The organism is Microbacterium sp. NPDC055442, from assembly GCF_053644215.1.
Window position 1 is genome coordinate 222,490 of sequence record NZ_JBSHLF010000004.1, and the last position, 13,358, is coordinate 235,847.

The 13,358-nt window shown below is 68.3% G+C and carries 11 protein-coding genes; 4 read left to right on the forward strand and 7 right to left on the reverse strand.

The features are described 5' to 3' along the window. Window position 1: 1 nt before the first annotated feature. Together ACWIBS_RS10730 and ACWIBS_RS10735 are read left to right on the forward strand one after the other, a co-directional pair. A complete protein-coding gene (locus ACWIBS_RS10730) occupies window positions 2–820 on the forward strand; it encodes an SDR family NAD(P)-dependent oxidoreductase (protein WP_454136965.1) in 819 nt (272 codons plus the stop codon). A 38-nt stretch (window positions 821–858) separates the two neighbouring features. Continuing rightward, window positions 859–2,163: a nucleotide sugar dehydrogenase gene (locus ACWIBS_RS10735; protein ID WP_376126702.1), complete on the forward strand. Its 1,305-nt coding sequence runs from the start codon at window positions 859–861 to the stop codon at window positions 2,161–2,163. A 26-nt stretch (window positions 2,164–2,189) separates the two neighbouring features. On the opposite strand, the gene ACWIBS_RS10740 is transcribed toward ACWIBS_RS10735, so the two are convergent. From ACWIBS_RS10740 to ACWIBS_RS10760, 5 genes are read right to left on the reverse strand one after another with little or no spacing between them, the layout of a single operon-like run. Further along, the gene (locus ACWIBS_RS10740) at window positions 2,190–4,490 is read right to left on the reverse strand and encodes a hypothetical protein (protein ID WP_454136967.1); all 2,301 of its coding nucleotides are present in this window, start codon (window positions 4,488–4,490) and stop codon (window positions 2,190–2,192) included. Between the two features lie 44 nt (window positions 4,491–4,534). Further along, the gene (locus ACWIBS_RS10745; RefSeq protein ID WP_376126708.1) at window positions 4,535–6,733 is read right to left on the reverse strand and encodes a hypothetical protein; all 2,199 of its coding nucleotides are present in this window, start codon (window positions 6,731–6,733) and stop codon (window positions 4,535–4,537) included. Then, window positions 6,730–7,917 (reverse strand): L-2-hydroxyglutarate oxidase, encoded by a 1,188-nt coding sequence (gene lhgO / locus ACWIBS_RS10750; RefSeq protein WP_376126710.1) that lies wholly within the window; start codon window positions 7,915–7,917, stop codon window positions 6,730–6,732. The genes ACWIBS_RS10745 and lhgO overlap by 4 nt, the downstream gene beginning before the upstream one ends. An 11-nt stretch (window positions 7,918–7,928) precedes the next feature. Next, entirely contained in the window at window positions 7,929–8,960 is a 1,032-nt protein-coding gene (locus ACWIBS_RS10755) for a lysylphosphatidylglycerol synthase domain-containing protein (protein WP_376126712.1), read from the reverse strand. Next, window positions 8,957–9,682, reverse strand: a complete 726-nt coding sequence (locus ACWIBS_RS10760; RefSeq protein WP_376126832.1) for an acyl-ACP--UDP-N- acetylglucosamine O-acyltransferase — start codon at window positions 9,680–9,682, stop codon at window positions 8,957–8,959. The genes ACWIBS_RS10755 and ACWIBS_RS10760 overlap by 4 nt, the downstream gene beginning before the upstream one ends. A 180-nt stretch (window positions 9,683–9,862) precedes the next feature. Here ACWIBS_RS10760 and ACWIBS_RS10765 point away from each other — a divergent pair, with 180 nt between their 5' ends. Both ACWIBS_RS10765 and ACWIBS_RS10770 read left to right on the forward strand, forming a co-directional pair. Then, on the forward strand, window positions 9,863–10,957 hold the full coding sequence (locus tag ACWIBS_RS10765; RefSeq protein WP_376126714.1) for a DegT/DnrJ/EryC1/StrS family aminotransferase: 1,095 nt from the start codon (window positions 9,863–9,865) through the stop codon (window positions 10,955–10,957). After that, window positions 10,954–11,919, forward strand: coding sequence for a Gfo/Idh/MocA family protein (locus ACWIBS_RS10770; protein WP_376126715.1), 966 nt, complete (start codon window positions 10,954–10,956; stop codon window positions 11,917–11,919). The genes ACWIBS_RS10765 and ACWIBS_RS10770 overlap by 4 nt, the downstream gene beginning before the upstream one ends. Window positions 11,920–11,946: 27 nt before the next feature. On the opposite strand, the gene ACWIBS_RS10775 is transcribed toward ACWIBS_RS10770, so the two are convergent. Together ACWIBS_RS10775 and ACWIBS_RS10780 are read right to left on the reverse strand one after the other, a co-directional pair. After that, window positions 11,947–12,393: an acyltransferase gene (locus ACWIBS_RS10775; protein ID WP_376126717.1), complete on the reverse strand. Its 447-nt coding sequence runs from the start codon at window positions 12,391–12,393 to the stop codon at window positions 11,947–11,949. A 3-nt stretch (window positions 12,394–12,396) separates the two neighbouring features. Next, a complete protein-coding gene (locus tag ACWIBS_RS10780; protein ID WP_376126719.1) occupies window positions 12,397–13,338 on the reverse strand; it encodes an NAD-dependent epimerase/dehydratase family protein in 942 nt (313 codons plus the stop codon). Between the last annotated feature and the right edge of the window lie 20 nt (window positions 13,339–13,358).

Genomic DNA, 13,358 nt, shown 5'->3' on the forward strand with positions numbered 1-13,358 from the left:
CATGGACGAGCAGGGTGCCGCGAGCGCGGCAGGGCGGCTGTTCGACCTGTCCGGCCGGGTGGCGCTCGTCACCGGCGGTACGGGGCATCTAGGTGCGGCGTTCGCTCGTGCGCTCGCGGGGGCGGGCGCCGACGTGTGGCTCGCCGGCCGCGACGCCGAGCGCTGTGCGGATGCCGCTCAGCGGCTCACCGCCGAGTCGGGCGCGCGGGCGGTCGGGCTCGTCGTCGACGTCGAGGACGCGGCATCCATCCGCGAAGCCGCCGCGGCCTACACGCGGGAGCACGACCGGCTCGATGTGCTGGTGAGCAACGCGCACTACCAGCGGTCGGCATCGTTCTCATCGGTCATGGGCGCCGATTTCGCGCGTGCCGCGGGGATGGCCGCCGGCGCGACCCACGAGCTCGTGCAGGCGTTCGAGCCGGCGCTGCGGCGCACGGGCGGCGAGCTGCCGAGCAGCGTCGTCGCGGTCGCGTCTATGTACGGCTCGGTGAGTCCCGATCCGCGCAACTACCCGACGCCCGAGAGCCAGAACCCGCCCGACTACGGGGCGGCGAAGGCCGGCCTCAAGCAGTACGCACGCCATGCCGCGGTGCACCTGGCCGGCCAGGGAATTCGTGTGAACACACTGAGCCCGGGACCGTTTCCGCGTCAGGAGAACGCTGCCCCCGAGTTCCTTCGCACCCTCGCCGCGCGTGTGCCGGCCGGCCGTGTGGGGCGCGCCGACGAGCTCGCCACCGCGCTGCTGTTCCTCGCCTCGCCGTACTCTTCGTTCGTCACCGGCATCGATGTGCCCGTCGACGGCGGCTGGACCGCCTGGTGACGCCGTCGAGCGCCTCCGCGCGAACGTAGAATCGTCTAATGCGCATCGCCGTCGTCGCCCTCGGAAAGATCGGGCTTCCTCTCGCCGCTCAGTTCGCCGACGCCGGCTATGAGGTGATCGGCGTCGACGTCAACCCGGCGACGGTCGCGAAGATTAACGATGGCCTCGAGCCGTTCCCGGGCGAGGCGGGTCTCGCCGAGAAGCTCACCGCGCTCGTGCCCGCGGGGCGCCTGCGGGCGACGACCGACTACGCGGAGGCTATCCCCGGCGCCGACGCAGTCGTGATCGTCGTGCCCCTCTTCGTCGACGAGACGACGGGTCTGCCCGATTTCGGTTGGATGGATGCCGCGACCCGCGAAGTCGCGGCGAACCTCACTCCCGGAGCTCTCGTGAGCTACGAGACGACGCTGCCCGTGGGAACGACGCGCGACCGCTGGAAGCCGATGCTCGAGGAGGGCTCGGGACTCACGGAGGGCGACGACTTCCACGTTGTTTTCTCGCCCGAGCGCGTGCTGACGGGGCGCGTCTTTGCCGACCTGAGACGGTACCCGAAGCTCATTGGAGCGCTCAGCCCCGAGGGCGCGCGTCGCGCGACCGAGTTCTACGAGGCCGTCCTCGAATTCGACGAGCGCCCCGACCTCGCCCGGGCCAACGGCGTCTGGGATCTCGGCACCGCCGAGGCGAGTGAGATGGCGAAGCTCGCCGAGACGACGTACCGCGACGTCAACATCGGTCTCGCCAATCAGTTCGCCCTGTTCGCCGACCGCGTGGGCCTCGACGTCTACCAGGTCATCGAGGCGTGCAACTCGCAGCCGTACAGTCACATCCATCGGCCGGGGATCTCGGTCGGCGGTCACTGCATCCCCGTTTATCCCCGCCTCTACCTGTCGACCGACCCCGGCGCCGACATCGTGCGGGTCGCGCGCGAGGTCAACGCCGGGATGCCGACGGCCGTCGTTGCCCGTGCCGCAGACGTGCTCGGCGATCTCACCGGGCTCGAGGTCGCCGTCCTCGGAGCCGCCTACCGCGGCGGAGTGAAGGAGACGGCGTTCTCGGGCGTCTTCCCTGTCGTCGAAGCGCTGCGCGCCGGGGGAGCGAAGCCCCGGGTGCACGACCCGCTCTACTCCGACGAGGAACTGCGCGCGCTCGGGTTCGAGCCGTATGCGCTCGGCGGCGCGGCCGATGTCGTCATCATCCAGACCGACCACGCGGCCTACCGAACACTCGCGGCGAGCGACTTCCCTTCGGCGCGCCTGCTCATCGACGGCCGGAACGTGACGGACCCCGCTGCGTGGGCCGGCACGCCGCGCATGGTCGTCGGAGGTGGCGGCGCACGCAGTTGATCGGCCTGCGTTGAGCCCTCTCCGCGTCAGCGGATTCGGCCACCCGTGGCCGACGACCAGTCGATCGTGCCGCCCTGGAAGCTCTGGCTGCACGCGCCGTTCGCGTCACAGGACTGCGCCGAGGTCGGCCAGCCGAGGAGCCCGGCGGATCCGTCGACCGTGAAGTACGTCGCGCGGATGCCGCCGACGACGGCGAATGCGCCCGCCGCCGACGAGTAGACCGAGCCGGTCTCGTAGGTCTGGCCGTAGCCGCCGCCGTTCTGCGGGATGCGGATGAGCACGCTCGTGCGCTTTCCGAGCGCGCCGGTGTCGCCGCCGAGCGACGTGTGCACCGCTTCGATCACGGGGAGACCGACACGCCAGCCCGTGGGTGTCCAGTAAAGCGTGCCGCCCTGGAACGACTGTTCGCACACCGAACCGACGCAGGTCATCGCCGCGGTGGGCCAACCGAGTGTGCCGGCTGAGCCGTTGAGCGAAAAGTACGCCTGGCGCACCCCGCCCTTGACGACGAATGCTCCCGCTGTCGAAGCGTAGATGGACGCGTTCTGGAACGCCTGCGCGTAGCCACCGCCGTTCTGGGGAACCTTGACGACGCCGCTCATGCGCGCGCCGAGGCTCGCGGCGCCGCCGTTCGCTGCGTACGCTGCCTCTATGGCCGTGTCGCCGATGCGACTGCCGGTCGGTGTCCAGAAGAGCGTGCCGCCTTGGAAGTCCTGTTGGCAGGCCGAGCTCGAGGCGCACGTCATGTCAGATGTCGGCCAACCGAGCGTGCCGGTGCCGCCGCCGTTCGCGAAGTATGCGGCACGCAACCCGCCCCGCACGGCGAAGGCGCCCGCCGCCGATGCGTATATTGTGCCCCCTGCGAAGGTCTGTGCCGACCCGCCGCCGTTAACGCTGTAGGAGTACGTCGTGCTCGTCGGCCAGCCGAGGATGCCGGCCGGACCGCCGCTCGCGGCGTACGCCGCGTTGATGGCTGCTGTGATGGGACGTGCCCCGCCGGTGCTCGTCCACGCGATCGCACCCCCGGTGAACTGCTGCAGTTGCCCCCCCGCAGCCGACACGGGCTCGCTGTCGGGGAGCCCAAGCCACCCGTCGGCACCGTTGAGCGCGAAGTACTGCGCACGGATCGCACCGCGCACCGAGTGGGAGCCCGTTGCTGGGCTGTAGTAGATCGAGCCGCCCGCGAACGCCTGTCCGCCGGAGTTGGCGCGCCCTGCGAGCGGGATGACGCTCGAGGTGGGCCACGAGAGCCAGCCCGTCGCTCCCTGATACGCGAAGTACCGGTCGCGGTATGCGCCGTAGACGGCGTGCGCGCCGGTGCGCGCCGTCCAGTAGATCGATCCGCTCGTGTATGCGCGTGCCGTGCCGGCGCCATTGCCGCTTATCGTCAGGTAGTCGCTCGTCGCCGCTCCGAGGTTGCCGGTCGCTCCGCCCATCGCGTTGTACACGCGATCGATCTCGGGGATCCCGCTTAGTGTGGGTGAACCGAACCACTCAGTGAAGGTGCGCCAGAAGTTGCGGTTGCCGTACGAGCTACAGCCGTCGCCGAGCCCGTAGAGGTTCTGAAGGGCTGCGGCATTGGGCCGGTACGGCGTGTAGTTGTACAGATTCGCCGTCGCCTGGTTGCGGATGTTCACGATCGAGGTGCCGCAGCCCGAGTTAGGGTGCCAGAAGACGGCGGTGGGTCCGATGCGATGCCGCCACGGTGACGGGTTGTATGTGTACTGCCGGAACTGCCAGGCACCCATGTAGACCTGATTGAAGAAGTTGTAGTAGCGGGCGTCACACGGCGCCGTATCGGGGCAGCCGTAGCCCATGGCTGCCTTGTACTGCCAGTCCGTGGGCGCGGTTGCGGTTACCAGACCCTGCTCCTTCTGCAGGGTCGCCAGGATCACCTGTGGGCTGATGCGACAGGCCTGCGCGACGCGCCAAATGATGCGCGCGGCCGACTCCCAGCCTTCCGAGTTGTAGCCCGTGCAGTGTCCTGGGGCCTGGGCGGCACGCGTGTTGGTAGACGTGACGAGGTTCTTCAGGCACGGCCGATTGGAGTTGGTCGCGCGGCAGGTCGGCACCATCTTGTCGAGAAACGCCTGGATCTGCGCCTGCGACATCGCGGCGTTGTCGAAAAACCGCTCGTCGCTGATTATGTAGCTTGGATCGAACGATGAGCCCGAGATCGCGGTCGGCTGGGCCGCGAAAGCGGGAGGTGGCGCCGCAACGACGGGAGCGGCCTCTGCGCTGGTGGGCGCCCCGCCCACCAGCGACAGAGTGACTACCGTCGCAACACTCAGCGCCACCGCGGCATGGACGAAACGTCGTCGGCGCATCCGCATGAATCTCCCGGGACTGGTCGGTCTTCGTCCGCGTGAGTCTACCCGTTGGATTTCTTCCGCACCATGAGAAACATGAACACCAAGAGTCCCATAAGCCCCGCGGCTCCCACGGCCGTGGCGGCGAGGCCTATGTTCAGCCCGGGCGGAGTGAAGCGCAGTTCGAGCGTTCCGTCCTCGACGTCCACCGGCAGTTGCACCTCGAGGAGTCCAGCCGGACCGGCGCCGACCTCGAGCGGCCTGCCGTCGACGGTGGCCGAATAGCCCGGCCAAGCGATGCGGCCGAACACAACCGAAGATCCATCCACGGCCGAGAACTCGACATCCTCGCCTGTCGTGTCCACGCGGGTGTCCGAGAGGATGTCGGCGTCCGACCATGTCACGGTGCCGTCTCCCGTAGATGTGTCATCCCGCACGTAGACCGTCGCGTACTCCGTCGTTTCGGCGATACTCCAGCCTTCGGGGGTCTGCGGCTCTTCCACGAAGTCCTTCTGCAGAACCACGGTCTGGGCGCCGAGCAGGTCGGCGAGGATCGCTGGCGCGCCATCGGGACGCTCCCAGAGCGCTGTCCACAGGGCGGGGCAGGTGGATCCGTTGTACGTCATGCACATCGCGCTGTCGAGCTCGTTGTAACCGATACCGCTGTACGAATTAGTCGCGTCGACGCCCGCGATCGCGAACTGCGTGCCGATGAGCATGTCGCTCCAGCCGCCTTCGGGTCTGCGATCGAAGGTACCCATCGGATTGGCGATCTGCACAGTGACGCCCTGATACCGCTGGCCGATGCCGTCCTGCAGCACGGCGCGAGACGTCGGGAGATCGTACTGAGCGACGTTCACATTGCCTCGCACCATCGCCATCTGCATGCCGAGGAAGACGATCATCCCGGCTGCGAGCAGCGCGAACGCCTTCTTCGTGCTGCCGCGGAACCAGCGCAGGAACACGGCGCCCAACGCCAACACGCCGACGATGCTCAGTACGTGCCAGAAGACAAGACGGGGGACGTCGGATGCCGCGAGCCATGCGCCCACCATGACGGCCGTGATCGAGATCGTGACGCGCAGACCGAACCGGTCACGTGCGAATCCCTTCGAAGCGAAGACGGCGAACGCGACGACCACAGCGAGGTAGAGGAATGGGGTTAGGCGCGCAGGCCACCGGAACATCAGGAACTGCGAGGGGCCGAGCACGAGCAGTAGGAACAGGCCACCGAAGACGAAGACACTCGACAGGGCGAGGAACCGTTCGCGGGTCACACGCCAGCGCAGCCACGGAAGGATTGGCAGTAGGAACCACGCGAGGTACATCGCGGGCGTGCGGATCTCGGGGAGTCCGAACATGCGGATATAGGGCAGATACGACGGCGTGCTCATGCCCAGCAGGTTGCTCACGCTGACGGCGAGGAACTCGTCGTTCATGATCTCGGAGTTTGCCCTGAAGCCGACCGACGAGGTGAGCAGGAACGGTAGATACACCACGACGCTCAGGGCGAGCGTGATCGCGCCGATTGCAATGAGCCACCACAGCGCCTTCGCGCGCTTGGTCACGATCGCCTCGACCGCGATCGCGATGTAGGTGACCAGGATCGTCAGGAGCCCGTACGGGTTGCCCACAGATGTCAGCAGGTACCCGCAGGCGACCGCCACGACGATCGACCACGGCGTGAAGCCCTTGCGGAACGCGCGGCGCAGCGCCCACCACGCCCACGGCGTGAAGGCGGTGATCGCCGAGCCGTTGATCCACGACGAGCCGTCGATGAACAGAGCCCATCCGCTGAGCGGCAACATCGTGCCCGCGAGGGCCGACATCCATCTGTCGGCGCCGTAGCCCCGAGCGAGGCGGTAGACGCCGAGTGCCGTGATGACGAAGAGGGCGATCTTGCAGATCGTGATGGCCGCCGCGAGGTTGTCGATTGGATGCGTCACGAACATGAGTCCGAGCATCACGGGGTTCCACATGCCGGTCGCGGCTTCGGCGATGAGGTTGCCGCCTCGCCACATGTCGAGCTGCAGGAAGGGCAGCTCGCCTGAGAGCAGAGCAGCGGGGATGCGCTGCCACACGCCGACGGCGACGGCGGCCGTATCGTCCCAGTAGTAGAAGACCGGGTTGCGCAGCAGCGGGATGAGTGACCCCACGACGACGAGCACCACCATCGCCGTGGCGGGGATGAAGGCCCGCACGCGCGAAGCAATCGCGTCGGGCGTCTCGTTCCCGGCCTGGATGTCAGTCGTCACGCTCATGCGAGCACCTCCGCGACTTCGCGCTCGACGTGCGCGGCGATCTCGAGCGCGGCGGTGGCCGCCGGCGAGGGGGCGTTGAGGATGTGAAGCTGGCGCGCCGACCGCTGGATGTAGAAGTCGTCGACGAGCGACCCGTCGCGGTGCATCGCCTGCGCGCGCACGCCCGCAGGCGCCGGGACGAGGTCGTCAGCAGTGATGCCGGGCACGAGCACCGAGAGACTGCGCGCGAAGAGGCTTCGCGACACCGATCGGGTCATCTCCTTCGCGCCCGCGCTCATATTCTTGGCGCCCAGGCGCCAGAGGCCCGGCCAGGTCAGTGACAGCGCGAGCTCCGAAGGGCGCACATCGCGCCAGCGATAGCCTTCGCGCGCGAGCGCGAGCACGGCATTGGGGCCCGCGTGCACAGAGCCGTCGACCATCTTCGTCAGGTGCACGCCGAGGAAAGGGAACTCGGGGTCGGGCACGGGGTAGATCAGCCCGTTGACCAGGTCGTGCAGCTCGGGCCGCAGCTCGAAGTACTCGCCGCGAAACGGCACTATGCGCACGTCCGGACGGGTGCCCGAGGCCAGTGCGACCCGGTCGCTGTAGAGGCCGGCGCAGTTGACGAGCAGATCGACGTGGTGCGAGCCGGCATGGGTCTCGACCGTTACACCGTCGGCGGTCTCGTGCGCCGAGACGAATCGGCGTCCAAACTGGATCTCGCCGCCGTGGGCGAGCACGGAATCCGCGAGAGCTCGCGAGACGCCCGTGTAGTCGACGATCGCCGTCGTCTTGACGTGCAGCGCGTCGACGCACGCGACGTTCGGCTCGTACTCGGCCGCCTGCTCGGGCGTCAGACGCTCGAGTGGCACGCCATTGGCGATTCCTCGGCGTTCGAGCTCGGCGAGGCGCGGACGCTCCTCGTCCTTCACCGCGACGACGAGCTTGCCGGTCTCCTTCATTGCGATGCCGTGCTCGCGCGCGAACGACTTCATCGAGGCCGCCCCCGCGACGCACATCTGCGCCTTCATGCTGCCCGGCTTGTAATAGAGGCCCGAGTGGATGACTCCTGAATTGCGTCCGGTCTGATGCGCCGCGACGCGGTCTTCCTTCTCGATGACCGTGACGGTGTGACCGCCCCGGGCGATGCGCTCGGCGGCCGCGAGACCGACGATGCCCGCCCCGACGACGAGGATGCGAGACATGGTGCTCCGAATCAGTTGATGACGCCGGGGTCGCCGTGGTACGCGCCCTCACGGCGCCGGGCGACGACGGCGATGCCCGCGGCGGTTCCGGCAGACAGCAGATCGACGACGATGAACATGAGGCGGCTCACCGCTGCGTAGGCGGTGGCGGGGCCGATGCCGACGATCGGCGAGAGTGCGGCGATGATGACGAACTCCCGCGCGCCGAAGCCGGACGGCAGCAGGAAGGCGACGAGTCCGACGACCATTGCGATCGCCATGGTACCGATGCACAGGAGCAGCGGCGCGAACGTGAGACCCTGCCACGTGTCGGCGAGCAGCCACAGGTGCGCGCCGTAGCAGAGGTAGGTGAGGAGGGCGAAGCCCAGTGACGTGGCCACGACGCGGAGCCGGATCGGGTGGTCGGGTCGCGGGCGGCGCAGGATTCGGAAGCCGAAGTTCGCGAGTGAGGTGAGGATCTTCGGATGCAGCATCACGAGGCCCACCGGCAGCAGCAGGTAGAGCCACGGCAACCACGAGAGCTCGGGGTTCGACGCGACGAGCTCGGGCACCGCGAGTGCGCCGGCAAGGAGCGCGGCGACGAGGATGACGGCGAGGTTGAAGACCGTCGCGGCGAACGTGCGCGCCCGCGCGAGACCGGCCTTGTGGCCGAGCTCGATCTGCAGGACGTACGCCCACACCGAGCCGGGCAGGTACTTGCCAAGCTGGCCCACGAGGAAGATCTGCGCGCCACGGCCGAAGCCGATCGGCTTGCCGAGGTCGTCGACGAGCACGATCCAGCTGAGGGTCGCGAACCCGACGCCCGCCATCGCCGCGAGGAACGAGAGGATGACGCGGGGCCACTGCATGTCGGTGACGGTCTCGACGACGACGTTCCAGTTGAGCCAGAGCTGGAACGACGCAGCCGCCACCACGAGGACAATCAGCACCCAGCGGATGACGTTGACGATGAACGCCCGGCGACGCTGGGCCGGCGTGACTGGGGCATCCGTCGTCGGATCGGGCGTCTGCTCGACGCCGTCGTTCGCGGTGGGCTCGGTCATCGGGTGCGCTCCCCGGGCTGGGTCGGACGAAGCTCTCCGCGTGTGGACCACCACTCGAGGAGCTCTCGGTGAGCCGCCCACGGCTTGCTTTCGAGGAGGACGCCCAGATCGGAGGTCTCTGACACGTACAGCTCGCTGAGCGCCTCGATCGCGGCATCCGGAACTCCCGCACGTCGCATGCCGACCGCGTTGACCCCCTGCACACGCGGAGGCGTGCCGTAGACCTTCGCGAACGGCGGGATGTCGCGCGTGACGGGGGTGCCCATGCCGACCATCGCGCCTGGTGCCACGAGGCGGCGCTGGTGGATAGTCGCGTTCATGCCGATGTTCGCGCCGACGCCTATCTCGGCGTGGCCGCCGACCATGACGCCTGCCGATACAGTGGCACCCGCACCGACGTGGGTGTCATGCGCGAGGTAGGCGCTATTGAGGATCCACGCGCCGTCGTCGACGGTCGTCGCGCGATGGCTGCCCTGATGGATGACGACGTTCTCGCGGATGACGACACCCGCGCCGATCACGACGCCCTCGTGGGCCAGGTCACCCGTCCACGCGGCGTTCTGGCGGAGGGAGGAAATCTCGGGCGGCGAGCCGATCTTGCTCCCGGCGCCTATCCACGTGCGGGCACCGATCGTGCACGGGCCGAGGATGACGGCCAAGGGGCCGATCACGACATTATCACCGAGGGTGACTCCAGGACCGACGAAAGCCGCCGAGTGCACTTCAGCGAAGACCAATAGAAACCCTTGTCGTTGCGGCCCGACGGGCCTTCGAGAACTGGAAGAGTCTACCGCAGGGTCGATCCCGAACCTGAGAGCGGCATACCCGGCAGGGCCCCGGAGTGCACTCGGATAAGATTCTCGGTGGCCATCCGGTCGACAATCCTCCGAAAGGCAGTCCCCGTGATTCCCGTCTCCGTCGTGAAGCTCGGCCCCGAAGTTGAAGAGCGTGTACTCGCCGTCATCCGCTCCGGAATCGTCGCCCAGGGTCCGGTCGTCGCAGAGTTCGAGGCGCGGTTCGCCGAGATGCACGGCGTCAGACACGCCGTGGCCCTCAACAACGGGACGACCGCTCTCGTGGCAGCCATCCAGGCGCTGGATCTGCAGCCAGGCGACGAGGTGATCACGAGCCCGTTCACGTTCATCGCGACGCTCAACGCGATCCTGGAGGCGGGCGCGACCGCGAAGTTCGGCGACATCCGCACGAACGACTTCGCCCTCGACCCGGCATCGGTGGCCGCGCAGATCACCGACCGCACGAAGGTCATCATGCCCGTGCACCTGTACGGCCAGTCGGCCGATATGGCACCGCTCGTCGAGCTGGCTGAGCAACACGGTCTCGCGATCGTCGAAGACGCCGCGCAGGCCCACGGCGCGATGTATCGGGGCACGCCCGTCGGCGGCTTCGGCATCGGCAGCTTCTCGTTCTACGCGACGAAGAACCTCACGACCGGCGAGGGCGGCATCCTCACGACCAACGACGACGCGATCGCCGAGAAGCTGCGCATCATGCGCAATCAGGGCATGCGCCAGCGCTACGAGTACGTCATGGCGGGTCACAACTACCGCATGACCGACCTCCAGGCGGCGCTCGTGCTGCCGCAGCTCGACGCCTACCCAGCGCAGCTCGAGGCTCGACGCCGTAACGCCGCCGGCCTGACCGCGCGGCTCGGTGATATCCCCGGGCTCGTCCTGCCCGCGCAGCTCGAGGGGCGCGAGCACGTGTGGCACCAGTACACCGTGCTGCTGCCCGAGGGCACCGACCGCGATGCCGTCATCGCATCGCTCGCCGAGGACGGCGTCGGCAGCGGAATCTACTACCCCAAGCCCGTCTACGACTACGACACGTATCGCGACCGTGCCGACGTCGTGCGCTCCGAGACCCCCGTCGCTGAAGAGGCGGCGCGTCGCTGCCTATCGATCCCGGTGCACCCCTACGTGGCCGAGGCCGATCTCGATACGATCTCGACGGCTGTCCGCGCCGCGCTGGGGGCATGATGGCCGAGCGTCGCCTCGCGCTCGTCGGCGCCGGATCGATGGGGCGCAACCACGCCCGCGTAATCGCCGAGAGCCCGGCAGCCGAACTCGCCTACGTCATTGACCCCTTCGAGGAGTCCGGGCGCGCGCTCGCCGAGCAGCACGGCGCCGAGTGGAGGCCCGACCTCGAGGTCGTCTCGTCCGTCGACGCCGTCGTGGTCGCGGCATCCACCGAGCACCACTACACGATCGCGGGCGACGTCTTGCGGGCGGGCAAGCCGCTCCTCGTCGAGAAGCCCGTGTGCCCTTCGCTCGACCAGACCGTCGAGATCCTGGATCTCGCCGAATCGACCGGCACTCCGATCATGTGCGGCTTCCTCGAGCGTTACAACCCCGCAGTCATCGCGGCGAAGCGCATGATCGAGGGTCCGCTCTACGCGCGCGCCGACCGGCATTCGCCCTACGTGCCGCGCATCAAGACAGGCGTAGCGTGGGACCTGCTCGTGCACGACGTCGACCTCATCTCGCAGCTGTTCGGCGGCGAGGACCCGTGCTCGATCAACGTCGAGGTAGGCCATTTCCACCCGTTGTCGGTCGAAGGGGCCGAGGACGTCGTCGACGTCTCGCTCGCCTTCGCGGGCGGTGGCATGGCCTCGGCGTCGGCATCGCGACTCGGTCAGCGCAAAGTGCGGTCGCTCCTCGTGCAGACGCTCGATGACATGGTCGAGATCGACTTGCTGCGCCGTGGCGTGACGCTGTACCGCCACACGTCGATCTCGGAGGACCGACCCGGCGGCGCCGGATTCCGTCAGGTCACCGAGATGGAGGTGCCCGAGATCACGGGCCGCGAGCCGCTCGCGACGCAGCTGGATCGCTTCCTCGACGTCGTCGACGGCCGCGTGGATCAAGATGCCGAGCGTCGCTCGATTCTGCCCGCGCACCGCATCGTCGACGCGGCCCTCACGGCAGGCGCCGCGCGCTGACACCGGCGCACCCGGCGTCGTGGCCCGTCAGGACGGGTCGACGCGGCGGAACTCCGGGCGGGGGGAGTCGGGCGTCCCAAGCTCGACCTGGGCGACGAGGCGGGCGGGCACGCCCGCGACGACCGTCCGCGGCGCGACATCCGTCGTGACGACGGCTCCGGCGCCCACGACCGCCTCATCGCCGATCGTGACGCCCATGTTGATGATCGCTCCCGCGCCGATGAAGACGCGGTCGCCGATCGTGACAGGCTGCCTCTCGACCTCGGCGAAGCTCCGGCCCGAGACGCACCGACGCGCCGAGGAGTGCGTGTAGATCTGCACGCCCGACGAGATGTCGCAGCCGGCGCCGATCGTGAGACCGCCCGAGCCATCGATCACCGTGAAGGCGCCGATCCACGTGCCGACCCCGACGGCGGGCGCGCCGATGACCCAGGCGTGGTCGCTGTAGGGGTTCGGCGGCAGGCCGGCGCCCATCGGTCAGCCCTGCGCGTGCTCGTAGCGGATGAGGTCGGTCATGCCCTCGCCGACGGGGATGCTGTACTCGAACCCGATCATCTCCTTGGCGCGGGTCGTGTCGGCCGCACGGCGGCTCACGAGCACCTCCCGCGGGTTGAACTGCGGCTCGACCTTGGCGCCGATCGCATCGATGAGGATGCGGGCGAGGTCGGCGACGCTCGTGTCGATGCCCGTGCCGACGTTGATCGCTGCGTTGCCCTGGTCGGCCTCGGTCGCGAGGACCACGGCGCGCGCGATGTCGTGCACGTGGATGAAGTCCATTGACTGCTCACCGGCGCCGTCGATGATGGGCGGCTCGCCGTTGCGAAGACGGTTGACGAAGTGGTTGATGACGCTGGTGTAGTACGCAGTGGTCTTCTGGCCGGGTCCGTAGACGTTGAAGAACCGCAGCGCGATCCACGACAGGCCGGCCTTGCGCTCGTAGTAGCGCAGGAGGTCTTCGCCCGTGCGCTTGCCGATGCAGTACGGCGTCAGGGGGCTAAGCTCGTCGTCCTCGTGCATGGGGAGCTTCTTGGGGTCGCCGTAGACCGAGGCGCTTGAGGCATAGACGACACGCTGGATGCCCTGGTCGGCAGCCGTGGCGAACACGTTGTGCGAGCCGACCATGTTGATGTCGACCGAGCTGTACGAATCGGCGACGCTCTTGTTGATCGAGTCGGCGGCGAGGTGGATGACGTGGGTAGATCCCTTCATCGCCGCCGCGACGGCCGAGCCCGAGCGGACGTCCTGGTCGACGACCTCGACACCGTGCGACTGCGCGAGCGCGTTGGCGCGGTCGCGGTCGCCGCGCCACATGCTGTCGAAGATGCGGACTTTCCAGTCGCGCTCCAGCAGCTGGTTGACGACGTGCAGGCCGATGAAGCCGGCCCCTCCGGTGACGAATGCGGTGCGGTTCTGAGTCATGTCCTGGTTCCTTGCGTGGG

Bases quoted from the DNA above. Each gene is read 5' to 3' on its own strand.
- ACWIBS_RS10730 (WP_454136965.1), top strand. From the start codon at position 2: ATGGACGAGCAGGGTGCCGCGAGCGCGGCAGGGCGGCTGTTCGACCTG.
- ACWIBS_RS10735 (WP_376126702.1), top strand. From the start codon at position 859: ATGCGCATCGCCGTCGTCGCCCTCGGAAAGATCGGGCTTCCTCTCGCC.
- ACWIBS_RS10740 (WP_454136967.1), bottom strand. From the start codon at position 4,490: ATGCGCCGACGACGTTTCGTCCATGCCGCGGTGGCGCTGAGTGTTGCG.
- ACWIBS_RS10745 (WP_376126708.1), bottom strand. From the start codon at position 6,733: ATGAGCGTGACGACTGACATCCAGGCCGGGAACGAGACGCCCGACGCG.
- lhgO (WP_376126710.1), bottom strand. From the start codon at position 7,917: ATGTCTCGCATCCTCGTCGTCGGGGCGGGCATCGTCGGTCTCGCGGCC.
- ACWIBS_RS10755 (WP_376126712.1), bottom strand. From the start codon at position 8,960: ATGACCGAGCCCACCGCGAACGACGGCGTCGAGCAGACGCCCGATCCG.
- ACWIBS_RS10770 (WP_376126715.1), top strand. From the start codon at position 10,954: ATGATGGCCGAGCGTCGCCTCGCGCTCGTCGGCGCCGGATCGATGGGG.
- ACWIBS_RS10775 (WP_376126717.1), bottom strand. From the start codon at position 12,393: ATGGGCGCCGGCCTGCCGCCGAACCCCTACAGCGACCACGCCTGGGTC.
- ACWIBS_RS10780 (WP_376126719.1), bottom strand. From the start codon at position 13,338: ATGACTCAGAACCGCACCGCATTCGTCACCGGAGGGGCCGGCTTCATC.